The sequence below is a fragment of the Promicromonospora panici genome (genome assembly GCF_900608595.1).
Taxonomy (GTDB): Bacteria; Actinomycetota; Actinomycetes; order Actinomycetales; family Cellulomonadaceae; genus Promicromonospora; species Promicromonospora panici.
The window spans coordinates 86,052-103,503 of sequence record NZ_UWYY01000007.1; the positions used below are offsets into that span (position 1 = coordinate 86,052).

Sequence of the window (17,452 nt, forward strand, 5' to 3'; positions counted from 1 at the left end):
CGTCAGCGCGCGGCGGCCTCGACCGCCGCGCGCAGGGTCCGGACCGCCTCCTCCAGGCGCGCGTCGGCCAGGTTGCCGTAGCCCACCACGAGCACGGTCGACCTGGCCGACGGCGCCGCCTGGTACCGCCGTAGGTCGACCAGCGCGAGGTCGCGCGCGGCTCCCTCCCGCACGACGGCGGCGGCGTCGAGCCCTGCCGGGTCGACGCCGGGCAGGCCGACCCGGGCCAGGTCGACCGTCACGTGCATCCCGGCGGCGATCCCGCCGACCGGCGCGCCGGGCAGCTCGCGGCCGAGGGCGGCCAGGAGAGCGGTGCGGCGTCGGGCGTAGCGGGTGCGGGCGGCGCGCAGGTACCGCGCATACGCGCCGCCGGCGACGAACCGCGCGAGCGTGAGCTGGTCCAGCGTCGCAGGGCCCGGGGTGGGTCCGCGCCGGACGGAGACCTCGAGCACCGCGGCGCGCCAGCGCTGCGGCACCACCATCCAGCCGATCCCGAACGCCGGCGCCAGCGTCTTGCTCGTCGAGCCGAGGAGCAGCACCCGGTCGGGGTCGAGCCCCTGCAGTGCGGGCACGGGCCGGCGGTCGTAGCGGAACTCGGCGTCGTAGTCGTCCTCGATCACGAGCCCGTCAACCTCGCGTGCCCAGGCGAGCAGCACCGCCCGCCGGTCGTCCGACAGCACGGCACCCAGCGGGAACTGGTGCGCCGGGGTGATCAGCACGGCGCGGGCGCCCGTGCTTTCGGCCGCGGCGCGCAGCTCTTCCGTGGCGATCCCGGCGTCGTCCACGGGGACCGGGACCGGGGTGAGGCCGGCGGCCGCGGCGACGTCGCGCAGCGGGGCCCAGCTCGGGTCCTCGACCAGCAGGTGGGTGTGCCCGGCGTCGGCGAGCGCGGCGGTGATCCGCGACATGCCGTCGGTGGCGCCGCGGGTGAGCACCACGGCACCGTCCGGTCCGGACATGATCCGCGCGCGCCGCAGGTGGGTCGCCACCGCGGCGCGCGCCGCTGGGTGCCCCGCGGCCGGCTGCCCGCCCAGGTCCTGGTTGGTCGCCTCGGCGAGCGCGTCCCGGGCCGCCCGCAGCCAGGCCTCGCGGGGCACGTGCCGCAGGTCGGGGACGCCGGGCGCGAGGTCGTGGGTGGCGCGTTGAGCGGCGCGCTCCAGGCCTGGGTCCGACGGCGGCCCTGCGCCCGCCGTCGTCGGGGCACCCGTGCCCGGGCGCGCGGGTGCGACGTCCGCCTGCGTGCCCGCGACGCCGTCGGGCACGGGCGCCGCGACCCGGGTCGCCGAACCCGTGCGGGCCTCCAGGATTCCCTTGCCCACCAGGTGCCCGTACGCCTCGGTGACCACCCAGCGGGAGATGCCGAGGGCGTCCGCCAGAATCCGGCTGGGCGGCAGGGCCGTGCCCGGGGCGAGGCGGCCCGAGGCGATGTCCTCGAGGATCGCCTGCTCCAGCCGGTGCCGGAGCGCGCCCGGGCCGGGCGCGAGGGTGATCAGCACCTCGTCCGCGGAATTGGTCTGGTCCGGTGCCATGTCATTGGACCGTAGCACCAGACCGATTGCTGCCTAGCGTGGTGGGTGCCGGGCGGAGGCCCGGGACGAGCCGAAGGAGCTGACCATGCAGTACCGCACGCTGGACAACGGGCACACGTCGTTCGAGGTGTCGACGCTGTGCCTGGGCACCATGTTCATGGGGACGCGGACCGACGAGGAGACGTCGTTCGCGATCCTGGACCGGTTCGTCGAGGCCGGGGGCACGTTCCTCGACACGGCGAACAACTACAACGCCTGGGTCGGCGGCTACGGCCGTGACTCCGAGGACGTGCTCGGCCGCTGGCTCGCCGCGCGGGGCAACCGGGACGACCTGCGGATCGCGACCAAGCTCGGCGCGGCGAAGAAGGACCCGAACCTGCCGCTGTCGAACACGCCGCCCACCAACTACCAGGGGCTGGCCGCCTCGACCATCGACCGGGAGGCACACGAGAGCCTGCGTCACCTGGGCATCGACCACATCGACCTCCTGTACGGGCACGTCGACGACCTGGAGACGCCGCTCGAGGAGACGGTCGGCGCGTTCGGCAAGCTCGTCGACGAAGGGGTGGTCGGCATCCCGGGCATCTCGAACGTCGCGCTCTGGCGGGTGGTCGAGGCGCGGGAGACCGCCGCACGGCTGGGCGTCGCGCCCTACGGCGCGGTGCAGCAGAGCTACAGCTACGTGTACCCGCGGCCGCAGCCGATCCGAACCAACTGGGCCACGCCCGAGCTGCTCGGCTATGCCGCGTCCACGGGTACTGCCGGCCGCCCCGGGCTCACGGTGATGGCGTACTCCCCGCTGCACCAGGGGGTGTTCACGCGGGACGACAAGTCGCTCTTCAACGGGGCGGACCACGCCGGGTCCCGGGCGCGGATCGCGGAGCTGCGCGCCGTGGCGGCCGAGCTCGGGGCGACGCCGAACCAGGTGGCCCTCGCCTGGCTCCTGGGCGGCGAGGTGCCTGTGATCCCGGTGTTCGGCGCGAGCAGCGTGGCCCAGCTCGACGAGGCCCTCGGCGCGGCGGACCTGATCCTGGACGAGGAGATCCGCGCCCGCCTGGACGCGGCCTGACCTCCCCGCCCGACCTTCTTGGTTGTGGGCGTGATCGTTGCGACTACGCGCCCGTTTTAGGCGCAACGATCACGCCCACAACCAAAGCTTTGTCACCAGCCGCCTCGGTGGATCACCTCTTCCTGGGGCTTCCGGGGGCGGCGGGTGGGCGAGCCCTTGGCGCCGCCGACGGCCGGATGCCCGATCGCGACGACGCCGGTGATCTCGAACTCGTCCGGGATACCCAGCTCGGCCCGGACGGCGGCCACGTGCTCGGGCGGGACGCCGAAGAAGCACGCGCCCAGCCCTTCGTCGACGGCGGTCTGCAGCATGAGCAGCGATGCCATGCCGACGTCGATGTGCCAGAACGGCACCGGCCAGCGGGCCTCGTCGAGGTCCGTCCAGCCCTTGTCCTTCTCGGCGTACCGCCGCAGGTAGGCCTCCTTGGAGGCGAGCGCCAGGACGATCACCCGCGCGGTCCGCATCCCGGCGAGCCAGCCCGACATGTCACGGCCGGAGCGCTCCTCGGCCTGCGGCGTGGACGCCGCCCAGAACCGCTCCCGGTCGGCCGCCGTCTCCAGCACGACGAACGCCCAGCCCTGGCTGAACCCGGCGCTGGGGGCGCGGACGGCGTTGCGCGTGATGCGATCGACGGACTCGGCCGACACCGGCTCGTCGGTGAACTTGCGGTGCATCCGGCGCTTGCGGACGACGTCCTGGAATTCCATGGGCCCATTCTCGACCCGGACCCTGCGGCCTCCGGCCCGGCTACCTTCGGCGACCCGCGAACCCTGTTGCCGTGCGGCAGCGCGCCCGCCAGCCTGAACGTATGACTCTCCAGGCGATCGAGCAGGCAGCGCTGCCGCACGGCAACTTCGAGGGATACCTCCACGGTTCGGAGATCTCCGTCATCTTCGAGCGGGTGGCCCAGGACGGGACGGGCCCCCGTTTGCACCGGCACCCCTACTCCGAGACCTTCGTGATCCGGTCCGGCCGGGCCCTGTTCACCGTGGACGGCAAGGAGTTCGAGGCCGTGGGCGGCCAGATCCTCGTCGTCCAGGCGATGGTGCCGCACAAGTTCCGGACCCTCGGCGCCGACCTCTACGAGGCGGTCCACATCCACGCGAACGACCGGTTCGAGACCGAGTGGCTCGAGTGAACGGTCAGCAGGTCTCCCGCATCATCAGCGTCAGCAGGGCGGTCGGGTCGAACAGCGGCTCGTCCGTGAGCACGGGGTAGACGAGGTCCTTCCCGGTGATGCCGATCGACACCTGCCGCTCGCCGTCCGGCGACGTCAGGTTGATGGACATCGTGCCGTACGAGCCGCCGTCGTGCCCGTAGAGCCAGCCGCCGGGGACGCACGGGTCCGGGACGCGGTAGACGCCCAGGCCGTACTCGGGAGCGTCCTCCTGGTCCACGGTGCGGGGCTCCAGCATGTCGGCGGTGGTCTCCGCGTCGACCAGCCGCCCGGTGACCAGTGCCTCGGTGAAGTCGGCGAGGTCCTCGGTGGTGCTGGTGACCGCACCGGAAGCGCCGAACAGGCTCGGGTCCCAGTGATCGAGGTCGTACCAGCCGGCGCCCTCCGGACCCGTGTACGCCGACTCGTGGAGGAACGGCCCGTACACACCCGGGTCGTCCGGGTAGGCGCTCTGCCACATGCCGGCCGGTGCGAACACCCGGTACTGCAGCAGGTTTTCGACACTGCGCCCGGCGACCTCCTCCAGCATCATGCCGAGCACGACGAATCCCGCGTTCGAGTAGGAGTACTTGGCCCCGGGTTCGCCGACCCAGGGCGCGGACCGCAGTGCCTCGACGTAGTCGGCAGTGGTGACCTCCTGATCCATCACCGCGAAGAACTCGTCGAACGACTCCGGGTCGGTCATCCGCGAGGCGAGGATCCAGTCGGTTGCCGTCGGTGCGCCGGAGCGGTGGCTCAGCAGCTGCTCGATCGTCACGCCCGCCGGCATGACGCCGGGCAGCACGTCCTCCACCGGGGTGTCGAGGGTCCAAGTGCCCTTCTCCACCTCCTGCATGACCAGGGTGGCGATCATCGGCTTGGTGTTGCTCGCCACACGGAACCGGTCACCCGGCTTGGCGGGCGCGTCACCCGTGCGCTCTCTGCTCCCCGCGGCACCGCTCCAGGTGCGGGCGCCCTTCTCGACGCGCGCCGTCACCCCGATGGCGCCGTCGGCCACGAGGGCGTCCAGGGCCGCATCGAGCTCGGCACCCGAGATCTTCGTGCCCTGCGCGAGCGCCCTGTTCGTGGCGACGTCGCGCCGGGCATCGCGGGCAGCGTCCCTGACGACGTCGTGCATGATCTCGGGGACGTCGGCCGCAACCGGGTCCGGGAGATCAGCGGTGGCGGACGGCGTAGGCCGGTCGGCGGTGCTCACGGCGTGCGCGGAACCGGCGGCGACCAGCGGCGCCACGAGCGCCAGGGTCGCGCTCAGGGCGAGCGCTGCCCGGCGGGTTGTGCGATCCATGGGGAGTCTCCTTCGTCTCGGCGGTGCTCCCATCCTGGCGACGGACGCCGCCCCACGGATCACCCACCGGACGGAAGCCCCTCCACCCGAGGAAGGAGTTCCGGCAGCGCGACCTACAGCCGGTCCGCGATGACCTCCAGCAGCGACTTGCCCTCCACGCCCGCCAGGTCCAGCGCCTGCGTGCGGCAGGAGAAGCCGTCGGCCAGGTAGGTGGTCCCGGGGGCGGCGTCCCGCAGCGCGGGCAGCAGCGCGTTCTCGGCGACCGCCACCGACGTCTCGTAGTGCCCCTTCTGCATGCCGAAGTTGCCGGCCAGGCCGCAGCAGCCCGCGAGAACCTCGATCTGCGCCCCGCCCTTCTCCAGCAGGTTCTGGTCCGCCTGGTACCCCATCACCGAGTGCTGGTGGCAGTGCGGCTGCACCACCGCGGACACGTCCGCCAGGGAGGGCATCTCCCACTCGTCCGGGACGTCGTCAGAGGTCAGCAGCTCGGCCGCCGTCCGCGTCATGCGCGCGACGGCCTGGGCGCGCGGGTCGTCCGGGAACAGGTCGAGCAGGTCGGAGCGCAGCACCGCGGTGCAGGACGGCTCCAGCCCCATGATCGGGATGCCGTTCACGGCGTACGGCCCGAGCACCTCCAGCAGCTTGAGCAGGCGGCGCCGGGCGCCGTCGAGCTGCCCCGTCGAGATCCAGGTCAGGCCGCAGCATGCTTGCTCGTCGGGCACGATGACGTCGAACCCCGCGGAAGTCAGCACCTTCAGCGCCGCCTGCGGCACACTCGGCGAGAGCGAGTCGCTGAACGAGTCGGTCCAAAGCACGACCTTGGGCTTGGTCGCGAGCCGGGCCGCGGTGGCCCCCTCGCGCCCCGGCACGCCGAGGCCTTCCTCGGCCACGACGGGCAGCCCGGGCACGCCGTGCGTCGCCCCGCCCCGCGCCCACCACTGGCGGAACGGGACCTCCGCGAACTTCGGCATCGACCGGCGCGTGTCCATGCCGCCCGCCCACAGCACCGCCTTGCCGATCCACTGCACGCCCAGCAGGCGGTTGACCAGCTCGGGGACTACGCCGGCCAGGCGGGCCCAGCGCGGCAGCCAGCCCAGGGCGTAGTGGTCGACGGGCCGCAGCTTGCCGCGGTAGGTGCGGTACAGCACCTCCGACTTGTACTGCGCCATGTCGACGCCGGCCGGGCAGTCGCTCGAGCACGCCTTGCAGGACAGGCACAGGTCCAGCGACTCCCGCACCTCGGGCGCCGCCAGGCCGCCGACGAGGGTTCCGTTGACCGCTTCCTGCAGCACGCGGGCGCGCCCGCGGGTCACGTCCTTCTCGTCCTTCGTCGCCTGGTAGCTCGGGCACATGAAGCCGCCCGACGCCGACGTGTCGGCCCGGCACTTGCCCACGCCCACGCAGCGGTGCACCGCCGTCGACAGGTCGTTGTGGTCGTGCGCGAACGAGAATCCCTCGTATCCGGCCTTGCGCCGGACGCCGTGCGCGGAGCCCTTGCCCGCCATCGGCAGCTTCGTACGCACTGGCTCCGCCTGAGGGCGGCGCAGGTCGACGTCCACGGCCCGCGGCCGGACGACGACACCCGGGTTGAGCAGGTCCTTCGGGTCGAACAGGGCCTTGAACCGCTCCATCAGCGCGATCGCCTCGGGCGAGTAGATGAGCGGCAGCAGCTCGGACCGGGCCCGGCCGTCGCCGTGCTCGCCGGACAGCGACCCGCCATAGCTCGCGACGAGCTCCGCCGCCTCGGTCATGAAGGTACGCAGCACCGACCCCGACGTCTCCAGCGGGATGTCGATCCGCAGGTGCACGCACCCGTCGCCGAAGTGCCCGTACGGCAGGCCGTCGACGCCGTACCGGTCCATGAGCGCCTGCAGGTCGCGCAGGTACGGCCCCAGCTTCTCGGGCGGCACCGCCGAGTCCTCCCAGCCGGGCCATGCCTGCTCCCCGGCGGGCGTGCGGCCGGCGAGCCCGGCGCCGTCGGCCCGGATCTGCCACATCTTGGTGGCGTCCGGCCCGGCGGGCAGCACCACGGAGTCGAGCGCCGTCGACACCGCGACTATCGCGTCCGCGCGGCCCAGGGCCTCGGCCTGCGACGAGCCGCCGACCTCGATCATGAGCCAGCCCGCGCCGTCGGGCAGCGCCGGGACGGACTCCGCACCCTTGGCGCGCCGGACGACATCGACCAGGCGGGCGTCCAGCCCTTCGATCGCGAGCGGCTTGTGGTCCAGCAGGCGCGGGACGTCGTCCGCGGCCGTGGCCATGTCGGGGTAACCGAGGACGGCGAGCGTCGGCGCGCCCGGCGTCTCCACCAGGTTGAGCTCCGCCTCCAGGACAGTGACGAGCGTGCCCTCCGTGCCCACGAGCGCGCGGGCGAGGTTGGAGCCGTTCTCGGGCAGGAGGTGCTCCAGCGAGTAGCCCGACACCTGGCGCCCGAACCGGCCGAACTCCGTGCGGATCAGCGCGAGGTTGTCCCGGACGAGCTCCTTGAGGCCCGGCACGGCGGTGAACTCGGGGTCCCCGGAGCCCGCGGTGAACCGGCGTCCGGAGCCATCGATCACGTCGAGCGAGACCACGTTGTCGGCGGTGCGCCCGTACGCGACCGCGTGCGGGCCGCACGCGTTGTTGCCGATCATGCCGCCGAGCGTCGCGCGGTTCTGGGTGCTGGGATCGGGGCCGAAACGCAGGCCATGCGCCTTGGCCTCCCCCTGGAGAGTGGACATGATCGTGCCCGGCTGGACGCGCGCCGTGCGGCCCGCGGGGTCGATGCTCAACACTCGGTTGAGGTTGCGGCCCAGGTCCAGCACGACACCGGGCCCCACCGAGTTGCCGGCGACCGACGTGCCGGCGCCGCGTGCCGTGATCGGGATCTTGAGCTCGCGCAGCACCTGGAGCGCCGCGACGACGTCGTCGGTCGTCTCCGGGAAGAGCACGCCCTCGGGGACCACGCGGTAGTTGGACGCGTCCGTGGAGTACTCGGCGCGACGGCGCGTGCTCATATCGACGACGCCGGTTATTGCGGTGCGCAGCGCGTCGGCGACGGCGTCGCGCGCGGCCTCGGCGGCGTGGTCCGCCTCCCGGCGCGCGGCCTTGCGCCGCTCCTCGCTCTCGGCGCGGCGGCGTTCCGCCTCCTCGGCGGCGCGGGCCTCGGCCTTCTCGCGCGCGGCGCGGGCGGCCTCGGCGTCGTCAGCGGTGTGGCCCGTGGAGCCGTGCGCAACGCGTTCGTCGTCGTTCATACCGTTCCGGGACGGGGCGTCGGGGGTCTGCGATGGCACCCAGCGATTCTCGCACCCCAAGGCGGCGCCCCGCGCACCTGTCCGACCAGCCGTCGAGTGCTGGGTATTCGCGGTTTTCTGGCTACGAAACCAACAAATACCCAGCACTCAACAGAGCGGGGGTCAGCCCTCGAACGTGATGTCTATCGTGATCTGGTCGACGCCCGTGAGGGCCTTCGAGATCGGGCAGCCGCTCTTGGCCGCCTCGGCGGCCGCCTTGAAGCCGGCTTCGTCGATACCGCTGGCGTACCCGCGCACGGTCAGCGCGCTCTTGGTGACGCGGACGCCGCCGGCCGGGTCCGGCCCGAGCGTCACATCGGCCGTGACCTCGATCTGCTCCGGCGTGGCACCGGCCTGGCCCAGCTCGTTGGTGAACGCCATCGTGAAGCACGATGAGTGCGCCGCCGCGAGGAGCTCCTCGGGGCTGGTGACACCCGCGGCCTCGTCGGCGATGCGGGACGGCCAGGACACGTCGAACGTCCCGACACCCGACGACGACATCTCGACCTGGCCCGAACCCTCCTGGAAGGGTCCGTTCCAGGCGGTGCGGGCGGTGCGTACTGCCATGGTGCTCTCCTTGGTCATCCGGATGAATACCCTGCGTGCCCGACCCTATGACGCCCGCCGGGCAGTCGCGTCACCGCCCACGCGTCACGGTGCGAAGTCGAGCAGCTCCTCGTCGACGGCCATGACGGTCCACCGGCTGCCGTCCTCGTCGGTCAGGTCGTAGGCGGGAACGAGGAGCACTGCGCCGTCGGACAGCGTGTAGCGCGCCTCCGTGAGGGCCGCCGAGACGATGGTCACGTCCTCGACAGGCCACGCCACCGGACCGCCCGGCGCGGGCGTGGTCCTCGTGGCTGGCGGTCCGGCCTCGTCCTGCGCAGAGCCCTGCCGGGACCAGCCCAGCACCGCGCCGGCGAACCGCGGGTCGCCCAGCCGGTCAACCGCCTCCACCTCGCTGACCACCGGATACGAGCCAAGGCTCTCGCCGCCCGCCCCGGCGACGCGCACCTCCGCCGTCGTGGGCCGGTCCGAGAGCGCGGCGCCCGCGTGGAACACGACCCCGGTGGCCGTCGGCAGGTCACCCGTGGCGTGGAGCGGCTGCACGCCTCCGGTCGCTGCCGCGCTGTCGTCCTCGGTCGCGTCCTCGGCGCCGGGCTCGGCATCGCCCTCGGTGTCGGCGCCCTCCGGCTCTCCCATGACCGACGGCGCCTGCTCGGTCGTGCTCTCGGCAGCCGTGTCCGCCGTCGGTGAGAACCCCAGTCCCGACTCCCCGGCCACGTAGCCGCCTCCGCCCGCCGCGACGATCCCGGCTACGGCAGCCGCGACCAGCCACGGCGCCCGACGCCGATGCCGCCGCAGCGCGAGCTCGTCCGCCCGCTCGCGGCTGGCGGGCTCGGTGGGCTCCGCGGACCCGGCCGACTCGCGTCGGGCGGTGCCACGCTCCGCGCCGCCGGCCGGCCCCTGCTCGGTCTGCTCGGCGATCAGCGCGTCCACCTTGGCCCGGAGCACGCCCTGGACCGGTTCGGGCGCGCGCTTCGCGGGGTCCGCCGCCGCCAGGCGGTCGAACGCCGGGTCCCCCAGTCGCTCGTGCTCGTTCATCGCAGTCCCTCCTTGCCGTACCCCGCGCCGTGCCGCGTTCCGTGCCGTTGGCCGTGCCGTGTGCCGTGCCCAGCTGCCCGCCGTGCACACCCTCTACATGTGCTCATGCGTCCACCGCTTGCTCGTGGGCGTCCCACGCGTCGCGGAGGCGGGCCCGGGCGCGGGAAAGCGCCGCGTCGGCACCACCCCGCGAGACGCCCAGCACCCGGGCCAGATCGTCGCCGGACAGCCCGTCCCAGGCGACCAGCAACAGGATGCGCCGGTCGCGCGCCGATAGCGTGGCCAGCACGCTGCGCACGGCGTCGTCGGAGGCGGCGAACGTCGCGGGGTCCACGTCGTCCGGCTCGTCGGGAACGATCGCGACGGGCAGCGCCCGCATCTTGCGCCGGTGGTTCGCCAGCACGTAGCCGGCGGTGCGGTACAGCCACGGCAGCTCCGCGCCGTCGGGCACGTCATCACGACGGCGCCACGCGGTGGCGAGCACCTCGGCGGCGAGGTCCTCGGCGTCGGAGGCGCGGCCGCCGTCGGGCAGCCGACGGACGAAGTACGAGTACAGGGCTCGCGAGTGCGCGTCGAAGAGCGCGCTGAACCAGGCTTCGTCGTGCGCGGGCCGGTCGTGCGGCGGCTCGTGGGGGGCGCCGGGGCTGTCGTCCACGCCCCCACTCTGTCGTGAATGCCAGGTTCCTTGCACCCCGACCCACGCGAGGTAGAACCCTGGCGAGGTAGGACTGTGGCGAGGTAGGAGCGCAGCAGGTGCACGGTCCCACCTCGCCAGGGTTCTACCTCGCCACAGTCCTACCTCGGCAAGGGGGATCAGCAGGCGCCGAGGTCCTGCCATACGCCCCATTCACCGGTGGTGCCCGGCGTCTCGCCCTGCGTCCACCACTTGGCGCGCCACTCGTGCCCGCCGTGCGACACCGTGTTCCCGCCCACGTACACCGCCGAGGCGCTCCAGGCCGCCGAGGCGCACGCCTCACCCGGCGGGTCGGTCGGCGGGTCGGTCGGCGGGTCCGTGGGCGGATCGGTCGGGTCGGTCGGGCCGCCGTCCTCCACGGGCCCCGGCGTCCCGGTGCCGAGTACGCCCTGCAGCGCGCCGGTCAGCGTGCCGGAGCGGTCACCCGACAGGTCCCACCACATGGCCCCGCCCAGGCCCTGCTCCCGGATGTAGTTCGCCTTCGCGGTGACCGACTGCGTGTTGTCGTACGACCACCAGGTGTTGCCGTCGTGCCGCCAGGCGGCCCCCAGCTCGGCGTCGTAGTGCCCGGTGCCGACGTTCTTGATGACGTCGTAGTCGTTGATACCCGCCTCCCACTGCCCTGAGGCCGGACCAGTTGCGGTGCCCCACGGCTCGGACGACGTCGCGCCGGTCCAGCCGCGCCCGTACATCGCGAGGCCGAGGCCGACCTGCGCGGGGTCGATCCCGGCGTCCACGTACGACTGCACGGCCAGGTCGGCGCTGAACTGCCGCGCAGGCTCCCGCGGGTCGGCAGGGTCGTGGTAAAGGTTGCCCTGGTGCCCGGTCAGGGCCGGGTCCCAGGCGCCGTGCAGGTCGTAGCCCTGGACGTTGCCGAAGTCGAGATACTCGAAGATCTCCGGGTCGTTCCAGCCGCCGTCCTCGATGTCGGCGGGGTTGGCGGGCAGGAACGCGGACAGCTCGTAGTCCTTGCCCGTCGTCGCGCCGAGGGCGTCGAGCTGCTCGCGGAACTCGGCGAGCAGGAGCTTGAAGTTGCGCGCGTCGTTCACCTCGTCGACATGGTTGCCGACGTTGCCGTTCTGCGAACCCGGCCACTCCCAGTCGATGTCGAAGCCGTCGAAGACGCCCGCGGCGGCACCGGCGCCACCACGGCCGTCGATGACCGGCAGGTTGCCCTTGATGAACATGTTGATGCAGCTCGACACGAACTTCTCGCGCGAGGCGTCCGTCGCGGCCGCCAGCGAGAAGTTCTTGGACCAGGTCCACCCGCCGATCGACATCATGACCTTGAGGTCGGGGTGCTTGGCCTTGAGCTGCTTGAGCTGGTTGAACGAGCCGGCCAGCGGCTGGTCCCAGCTGTCGGCCGCGCCGGACACCGAGTTGGCGGCCGTGTAGCCCATGCCGTAGTCGGCCCAGGCGTCGCCCGCGCCGTCGGACCCGTTAGGGCCCTCCCCCTGCGCCTTGTTGGCCTCGAAGCACTCGAGGTTCTGGTGGTGGATGTTCGCGAAGGCGTAGTTGATGTGGGTCAGCTCGTCGGCCACGCCGGACGTGTCGATCTGCTTGACCTGGTACCCACGCCCGTACACGCCCCACTGGGCGAAGTAGCCGACGCTGCGGAAGCCGTTGATCGCGGAGGCGGCGCTCGCCTCGCCGGCGGCCGCGGCCGCCGGCGCGGGCTCCGCCGCGTTCGCGTCCCGCAGGCCCACACCGGCCACGGCGGCGGAGGCCGCCACGGCGAGCGCGGCCACCCCCGCGAGGATTCGTCGGCCCGTCCTGCTGATGCCTGACGGCGGTTCGTACGTCGAGTCCATCGTCTTCCCTCTCTGGTCCGGTCGCTCTGTTCCGGTAACGGGGTCGCGCTGGGTCACGCTCCGTTAAAAGTAAGGAAACCTGCGTTAAGGGGAAATAAGGGAATTCCACACGGTAGGACTACGTAGTGGAACCCGGCCGCCCAGGCGTGGATCTTTCGGCATGCATCCTTTGCTGCCGAAACAACCTGCTGCGGTATCAGGTAACTCGGCCACCGCGGCGGGACAGGATCGCAGGTAGCACGCCGTATCGCAGCAAAAGTCATGCCCTCAGGTTGATGCGGGTGAAACCTCTGACGGTCATACTTGCGAGCACCGTGAACGAATCCGGGAGGCTCGACGATGACCGCGCTGCCGCTGCAAGTCGTTTTTCCGCTCTCCCTCGGTGACCGCACCGTGGCACCCCACGTCGCGTGCGAGCTCAGCCGAGTGGTGGGTGACGAACCTGGATGTGTGGACCAGACAGCCCGGATGCTCGACGAAGAGCATCTCCTCGGGACGGCGCTGATGCCGGACCCGCTCCCCGCCGCGCGCGCTGTCCGCGAGGCGGTAGGCCCGCTCGGCCTCGACGACGACGCCCGCCGGGTGCTGCTCATCGCCGCCGTCGCCGTGGTGGACCGCACCGAGGTGCTGCTCGCCGCGTCAGGCATCGACATCGACATCCTCATGGCCGGCCCGGCCGGACGCCACCTGCACCTCGTGGGCGGCCGGTTCCGGTTTCACCATCCGCGTATCCGCTCGATCGTGCACGAGGACGCCGACCTCGCCACCCGCACCGCAGCCCACGTCGCGCTGGCCGACGTGCACCGCAAGGCCGACGAGCCGCTCATCGCGATGTGGCACACGGCCCTGAGCACCCTCGCGGGTGATCCGCTGCTCGCCGACGGCCTGGTCGAGCTCGCGGACCAGCACCTCGCGCGAGGCGATGTCCACCGGGCGCACGAGGTGGCCCGCGAGGCCGCGAGCCACGGCACCGACCAGGTGCGGGCACGCGCCTTCGCCGTGGCCGGCCGGGCCGCGCTGTGGGCGGGGCACGTGCACGACGCCGTCGCGCACCTCCGCCGCGCCACCTACCCGTCCGGCAACGGGTCCACGAGCGGTGCGCCCGACGCCGCACGCCCGTTGGGTATAGCGCTCTCCCTCCTGGAGGGGCGGCCCGACGCCGTGCTGCCCGACGACGCCTGCGGGCCCGACCGCGCGGCGATCGCCGCCGCGCGCAGGACGATCCGCCTGCTCGACGGCGCCCCGGGGGACGCGGTTGCGATCTTGTCCGAGGTCGCGGAGCTGGCCCCGGCGCGTCCGCCGGGCTGGTGGTTCGACGGCCCCGACGAGGCGATGACGCCGCTCGCGGAGGCCCACCTGCGGGTGGCACAGTCGTACCTGGCCCTGCGCCTCGGCGACATCACCGAGGCGGCTTCCGTGCTCGGCGACGCCGTCGAACGCCTCCCCGTGGCCATCGCCTTCGGCGGGCTCGGCATCGCGCTCGCGCGTCGCCTCGACCTGGTCCGGGACGGACACCTGAGCCGGCCGACAGCCGCGCTCGAGGCGTCGGTGCCCGGGCAGGTGGCGCCAGTGGTGCGCGCGGCGACGCTCGGCGACCGCGCCCAGACCGCCGTGTTCGACGGCCGCTGGGTCGAGGCGGCCACCCTGCTCGGGCTCGCCGCCGAACGCGGCGGCGACGACCTGCGCCGGCTCTGGCTGCCCACCCCCGACCCGGTGGAGCTGCTGGTGCTCGCCGGCCAGGACCGGGCCGCGCGCCGCTCGCACGAGCGCCTACGGCTCCGCGTGCTGCCGTCCGTGGGGACGGAGACGCCGGGCGGCCCGGTACGCCGGCGCCGGCTCGACCTGGCGCGCGCCGAGCTCGCCCTCGCCGACGCCTCCGGCGTCAACCGGGCGCGGGAGCGGGCGGTGGAGGCGTCGCTCCGCGTGGGCTCCACGTTCGAGCGCGGGCTCACCGAGCTGGTCGCCGCCCGCGCGTTCGCGCGCCTCGGCCTGCCCGGTGACGCCGCCGCGCACCTGCTCGGCGCGCACGAGCTGTTCGAGGAGTCCGGCGCGAAGGCCTGGGAGCACATCGCCGGGCAGGCGCTGCAGACGCCGGGCCTCGTGCCGGCGGGCCGGGTCTCGACAGGCTCGACCGCCGGAGGGACGGGGGCCGTTCCGGGAGGGACGGGCCCTGCCGACGGCTCGGCCGAAGCGTCCGGCGAGACGGCGGGAGACCCCGCCTTCGGGCAGGAGGAGCTGTGCGGACAGTGGAACGGCCTGCTCACCGAGCGGGAGCTCGATGTGGCACGCCTGGTGGTGCAGGGCCGCACCAACCGGCAGGTGGCCGCGACCCTCTACGTGTCGGTGCGCACCGTGGAGGTGCACCTGGGGCGGGTCTTCCGCAAGCTCGGGGTGCGCTCCCGCACCGAGCTTGCGGTGCTGGCGCTGCGGGGCTGAGGGTTTACGCCTCGAGGAGGATCGTCACCGGGCCGTCGTTGACCAGCTCGACCTGCATGTCGGCGCCGAACCGCCCGGTCTCGACCGTCAGCCCGCGTCCCCGGAGCGCGGCGACGACGGCGTCCACGAGGGGCTCCGCCACGGGCCCGGGCGCCGCCTGGTTCCAGGTCGGGCGGCGCCCCTTGCGGGCGTCGCCGTAGAGCGTGAACTGGCTGACGACGAGCACGGGCGCGCCGACGTCGGCCACGGACTGCTCGTCGTGCAGGATCCGCAGGTCGGCGATCTTGCGGGCGATCGTCTCGACCTGGGCCGCGCCGTCGTCGTGCGTGACGCCGACCAGCGCCAGGATCCCGGGCTTGTCGATGGCGCCGACCACCTCGCCGTCGACCACCACCGACGCGCGGGTGACGCGCTGGAGCACCGCCCTCATCGGTGGCCTTCGGTGTAGGCGTCGGCGAAGACCGCCCGGACCTCGCCGACCGGACGTCCACCGCCGAGCACCGGCACACGACCCAGCCCGTCGAGGCCACCCGGATACACGCCCGGCAGTCCGGCCGCGCCCGCGGCGCGCAGGGCGGCGGCGAGGATCGCCGGACGGGCCCGTGCGGAGCCGTCGAGCACCTTGAACGCGATGGCGGAGCCGTCGGGCAGGCCTGCGGCGTAGACGCCCTCGGCGCCGTCCTTCGCGACCAGACCCGGCACGGCCTGCATGGCGAGCGTGACGTCGCGGCCCGTGCCGCCCAGCATGTCGGGGTGCGCGGAGATCGCGCGGGCGGCACGCGCCTCGTGCGAGCGGACGTCGACGGTGGGCGCGGCGCCCAGGGTCGAGAACGCGCGCGCCAGGCCCAGCAGCGTCGTGGAGAACAGGGGCGCGCCGCAGCCGTCGACGGTGGTCCGCATGACCACCTCCGCGTCGCCGGTCATCTCCAGGATGGTGGCGCGGATCGCGCGCTGCAGCGGGTGCTCGGGCGACAGGTAGGTCTGGATGTCCCAGCCTTGCGTGAGGCAGGTGGCGAGCATCGCCGCGTGCTTGCCCGAGCAGTTCTGCGCGAGCGACGCCGGGCCCGGCCCGCCGTTGTGCGGCGCCATGTGCCACTCGAGCGCGGCCGGCGGGTAGATCGGCAGGTCCGGCGTGTTCTGCAGCGCGCCGGAGCCCAGGCCCACGGAGCCGAGGATCTGCAGCACGCCGTCCAGGTGGAACGACTCGCCGTTGTGGCTGGCCGCGGCCAGCGCGAGCAGGCGGTCCGGCAGCTCCAGGCCCGCGCGCAGCATCGCGACGAGCTGCACCGGCTTCAGCGACGACCGCGGCCAGACGGGCGTGGTCGCGTTACCCACCTGGACGACCGGCCGCCCGGACGGGTCCAGCACCACGAGGTGCCCCAGGTGCACCGACTCCACGAGGTCGCCGCGGATCACCTCGGCCAGCGGCGCGGCGTCGTCGAGCACGCTGCCGGACGCCGGGCTGCCGGTCCGGGGCATCGTCGACGCGGCCCGCCCGGACGGCATGTGCGCCGTCACCAGCCGCTCTGCGGGCCGCGCGGCCTGTTGCCCGTGCCGTACGGCTGCAGGCGCGGGCGCACGCTCACCCAGTAGATGATCGCGGGCGCCACGGCGATGATGTTGAGGAACGAGCCGAACATGAACCCGCCCTGCAGCCAGCCCTGCGGCAGGCCGAGGAAGCCCAGGGCCGCGGCGAGGCCCAGGATTGCCAGCCAGCCGGCCTTCGGCACCCGGCCCTCGGCCCGGTAGCCCTTGTCCGGTCGGCGTGCGGCGTCGACGAACGCGACGACCTGCACGACAAAGACCACGAGCGCGAGTGCGGCCATCACGAACCACTGCAAGAATCCCACGCCGCGAGCCTACGGCACGGACTCGGGTCGCTGCCCGAGCCCGTGCCGCACCGCCGCAGGTCCTGTGCTGTCACTCATCGGCGTTCGCCTTTCAGGCCGAGGAGGGAGTCGATGGTGCGACGCGTGTTGGGGTCTGTCAGCCGGCGGCGCGCCGGGCGGCCGCTATCGCGGGTCGCTGTCCATCTGCTCGAGGAGGCGGCTCGAGATCTCCCCGAGCGTCGCGAGGTCCTCGGGACTGAGGGCGTCGACCACCAGCCGCCGGACCGTGACCACGTGCTTGGGTGCCGCGGCCTCGATGACCTCACGGCCCTGGGGAGTGATCACGACGAACGCGCCGCGACCGTCTTCGGCACACTCCTCGCGGGCCACTACGCCGCGCTTGATCATCCTGGCCACCTGGTGCGACAGGCGGCTCCGCTCCCAGCCGATCTCCTCCGCGAGGTCCTGAAACCGCACGCGGCCACCAGGGACGTCGGTGAGCGCCACAAGGATCTGGAAGTCAGCACCGGACAGACCCGACTGCGCCTGCAGGTCGGCGCCCAGGCGCCTCGTGAGCTTCTGGTACAAGTGGATGAAGGCGCGCCAGGACCGCTCCTCTTCCGCGCTCAGCCACGGGACGTCGTTGCTCATGGCGCCCAGTCTACCGGTAGTTGATACATCATCTATCCGGTGCTACGGTCGGCAGATCAACCAGATGACACGTCATCTATTTCCTCGAGAATTTAGA

Annotated in this window: 15 protein-coding genes; 3 read left to right on the forward strand and 12 right to left on the reverse strand. The window is 73.0% G+C overall.

Features of this window, described 5'->3' with window-relative positions:
- Window positions 1-2: 2 nt before the first annotated feature.
- Window positions 3-1,529, reverse strand: coding sequence for a MocR-like pyridoxine biosynthesis transcription factor PdxR (pdxR, locus tag EW117_RS09575; protein ID WP_129786069.1), 1,527 nt, complete (start codon window positions 1,527-1,529; stop codon window positions 3-5).
- An 85-nt stretch (window positions 1,530-1,614) separates the two neighbouring features.
- Here pdxR and EW117_RS09580 point away from each other — a divergent pair, with 85 nt between their 5' ends.
- The gene (locus EW117_RS09580) at window positions 1,615-2,598 is read left to right on the forward strand and encodes an aldo/keto reductase (protein ID WP_129786071.1); all 984 of its coding nucleotides are present in this window, start codon (window positions 1,615-1,617) and stop codon (window positions 2,596-2,598) included.
- Between the two features lie 92 nt (window positions 2,599-2,690).
- Here the strand turns inward: EW117_RS09580 and EW117_RS09585 are convergent, their stop codons facing one another.
- Entirely contained in the window at window positions 2,691-3,305 is a 615-nt protein-coding gene (locus EW117_RS09585; RefSeq protein ID WP_129786073.1) for a nitroreductase family protein, read from the reverse strand.
- A gap of 101 nt (window positions 3,306-3,406) precedes the next feature.
- On the opposite strand from EW117_RS09585, the gene EW117_RS09590 reads away from it, so the two are divergent.
- Entirely contained in the window at window positions 3,407-3,736 is a 330-nt protein-coding gene (locus EW117_RS09590; RefSeq protein WP_129786075.1) for a cupin domain-containing protein, read from the forward strand.
- A gap of 4 nt (window positions 3,737-3,740) precedes the next feature.
- Here EW117_RS09590 and EW117_RS09595 read toward each other — a convergent pair whose 3' ends face one another.
- The 6 genes from EW117_RS09595 to EW117_RS09620 form a co-directional block, all read right to left on the reverse strand.
- Entirely contained in the window at window positions 3,741-5,060 is a 1,320-nt protein-coding gene (locus EW117_RS09595) for a serine hydrolase domain-containing protein (protein ID WP_165362617.1), read from the reverse strand.
- A gap of 113 nt (window positions 5,061-5,173) precedes the next feature.
- Complete coding sequence (locus EW117_RS09600) at window positions 5,174-8,293, reverse strand: FAD-binding and (Fe-S)-binding domain-containing protein (RefSeq protein ID WP_129786412.1); 3,120 nt, start codon at window positions 8,291-8,293, stop codon at window positions 5,174-5,176.
- Window positions 8,294-8,455: 162 nt separating this feature from the next.
- Window positions 8,456-8,899, reverse strand: a complete 444-nt coding sequence (locus EW117_RS09605; RefSeq protein WP_129786079.1) for an OsmC family peroxiredoxin — start codon at window positions 8,897-8,899, stop codon at window positions 8,456-8,458.
- A gap of 84 nt (window positions 8,900-8,983) precedes the next feature.
- Window positions 8,984-9,934, reverse strand: coding sequence for a hypothetical protein (locus EW117_RS09610; protein ID WP_129786081.1), 951 nt, complete (start codon window positions 9,932-9,934; stop codon window positions 8,984-8,986).
- 103 nt (window positions 9,935-10,037) lie between these two features.
- Complete coding sequence (locus EW117_RS09615) at window positions 10,038-10,589, reverse strand: RNA polymerase sigma factor (RefSeq protein WP_129786084.1); 552 nt, start codon at window positions 10,587-10,589, stop codon at window positions 10,038-10,040.
- Between the two features lie 158 nt (window positions 10,590-10,747).
- Window positions 10,748-12,439 (reverse strand): glycosyl hydrolase family 18 protein, encoded by a 1,692-nt coding sequence (locus tag EW117_RS09620; protein WP_165362618.1) that lies wholly within the window; start codon window positions 12,437-12,439, stop codon window positions 10,748-10,750.
- A gap of 450 nt (window positions 12,440-12,889) precedes the next feature.
- Here EW117_RS09620 and EW117_RS30130 point away from each other — a divergent pair, with 450 nt between their 5' ends.
- Entirely contained in the window at window positions 12,890-14,875 is a 1,986-nt protein-coding gene (locus tag EW117_RS30130) for a helix-turn-helix transcriptional regulator (RefSeq protein ID WP_242504196.1), read from the forward strand.
- A 4-nt stretch (window positions 14,876-14,879) separates the two neighbouring features.
- Here the strand turns inward: EW117_RS30130 and dtd are convergent, their stop codons facing one another.
- From dtd to EW117_RS09645, 4 genes are all read right to left on the reverse strand, one after another.
- Window positions 14,880-15,305 carry a D-aminoacyl-tRNA deacylase gene (gene dtd, locus EW117_RS09630; RefSeq protein ID WP_129786088.1) on the reverse strand — a complete coding sequence of 142 codons (426 nt, stop codon included), beginning with the start codon at window positions 15,303-15,305 and terminating at the stop codon, window positions 14,880-14,882.
- Window positions 15,302-16,354 (reverse strand): asparaginase, encoded by a 1,053-nt coding sequence (locus EW117_RS09635; RefSeq protein ID WP_129786416.1) that lies wholly within the window; start codon window positions 16,352-16,354, stop codon window positions 15,302-15,304. The genes dtd and EW117_RS09635 overlap by 4 nt, the downstream gene beginning before the upstream one ends.
- A 35-nt stretch (window positions 16,355-16,389) precedes the next feature.
- Window positions 16,390-16,725 carry a DUF2516 family protein gene (locus EW117_RS09640; protein ID WP_242504197.1) on the reverse strand — a complete coding sequence of 112 codons (336 nt, stop codon included), beginning with the start codon at window positions 16,723-16,725 and terminating at the stop codon, window positions 16,390-16,392.
- A 162-nt stretch (window positions 16,726-16,887) separates the two neighbouring features.
- On the reverse strand, window positions 16,888-17,355 hold the full coding sequence (locus EW117_RS09645; protein ID WP_129786090.1) for a MarR family winged helix-turn-helix transcriptional regulator: 468 nt from the start codon (window positions 17,353-17,355) through the stop codon (window positions 16,888-16,890).
- Between the last annotated feature and the right edge of the window lie 97 nt (window positions 17,356-17,452).

Excerpts from the sequence above, each read along its gene's own strand:
- EW117_RS09610 (WP_129786081.1), bottom strand. The coding sequence starts at position 9,934 with ATGAACGAGCACGAGCGACTGGGGGACCCGGCGTTCGACCGCCTGGCG.
- EW117_RS09635 (WP_129786416.1), bottom strand. The coding sequence starts at position 16,354 with ATGCCCCGGACCGGCAGCCCGGCGTCCGGCAGCGTGCTCGACGACGCC.
- EW117_RS09645 (WP_129786090.1), bottom strand. The coding sequence starts at position 17,355 with ATGAGCAACGACGTCCCGTGGCTGAGCGCGGAAGAGGAGCGGTCCTGG.
- EW117_RS09585 (WP_129786073.1), bottom strand. The coding sequence starts at position 3,305 with ATGGAATTCCAGGACGTCGTCCGCAAGCGCCGGATGCACCGCAAGTTC.
- EW117_RS09595 (WP_165362617.1), bottom strand. The coding sequence starts at position 5,060 with ATGGATCGCACAACCCGCCGGGCAGCGCTCGCCCTGAGCGCGACCCTG.
- EW117_RS09580 (WP_129786071.1), top strand. The coding sequence starts at position 1,615 with ATGCAGTACCGCACGCTGGACAACGGGCACACGTCGTTCGAGGTGTCG.
- pdxR (WP_129786069.1), bottom strand. The coding sequence starts at position 1,529 with ATGGCACCGGACCAGACCAATTCCGCGGACGAGGTGCTGATCACCCTC.
- EW117_RS09605 (WP_129786079.1), bottom strand. The coding sequence starts at position 8,899 with ATGGCAGTACGCACCGCCCGCACCGCCTGGAACGGACCCTTCCAGGAG.
- EW117_RS09620 (WP_165362618.1), bottom strand. The coding sequence starts at position 12,439 with ATGGACTCGACGTACGAACCGCCGTCAGGCATCAGCAGGACGGGCCGA.
- dtd (WP_129786088.1), bottom strand. The coding sequence starts at position 15,305 with ATGAGGGCGGTGCTCCAGCGCGTCACCCGCGCGTCGGTGGTGGTCGAC.
- EW117_RS09590 (WP_129786075.1), top strand. The coding sequence starts at position 3,407 with ATGACTCTCCAGGCGATCGAGCAGGCAGCGCTGCCGCACGGCAACTTC.
- EW117_RS09600 (WP_129786412.1), bottom strand. The coding sequence starts at position 8,293 with ATGAACGACGACGAACGCGTTGCGCACGGCTCCACGGGCCACACCGCT.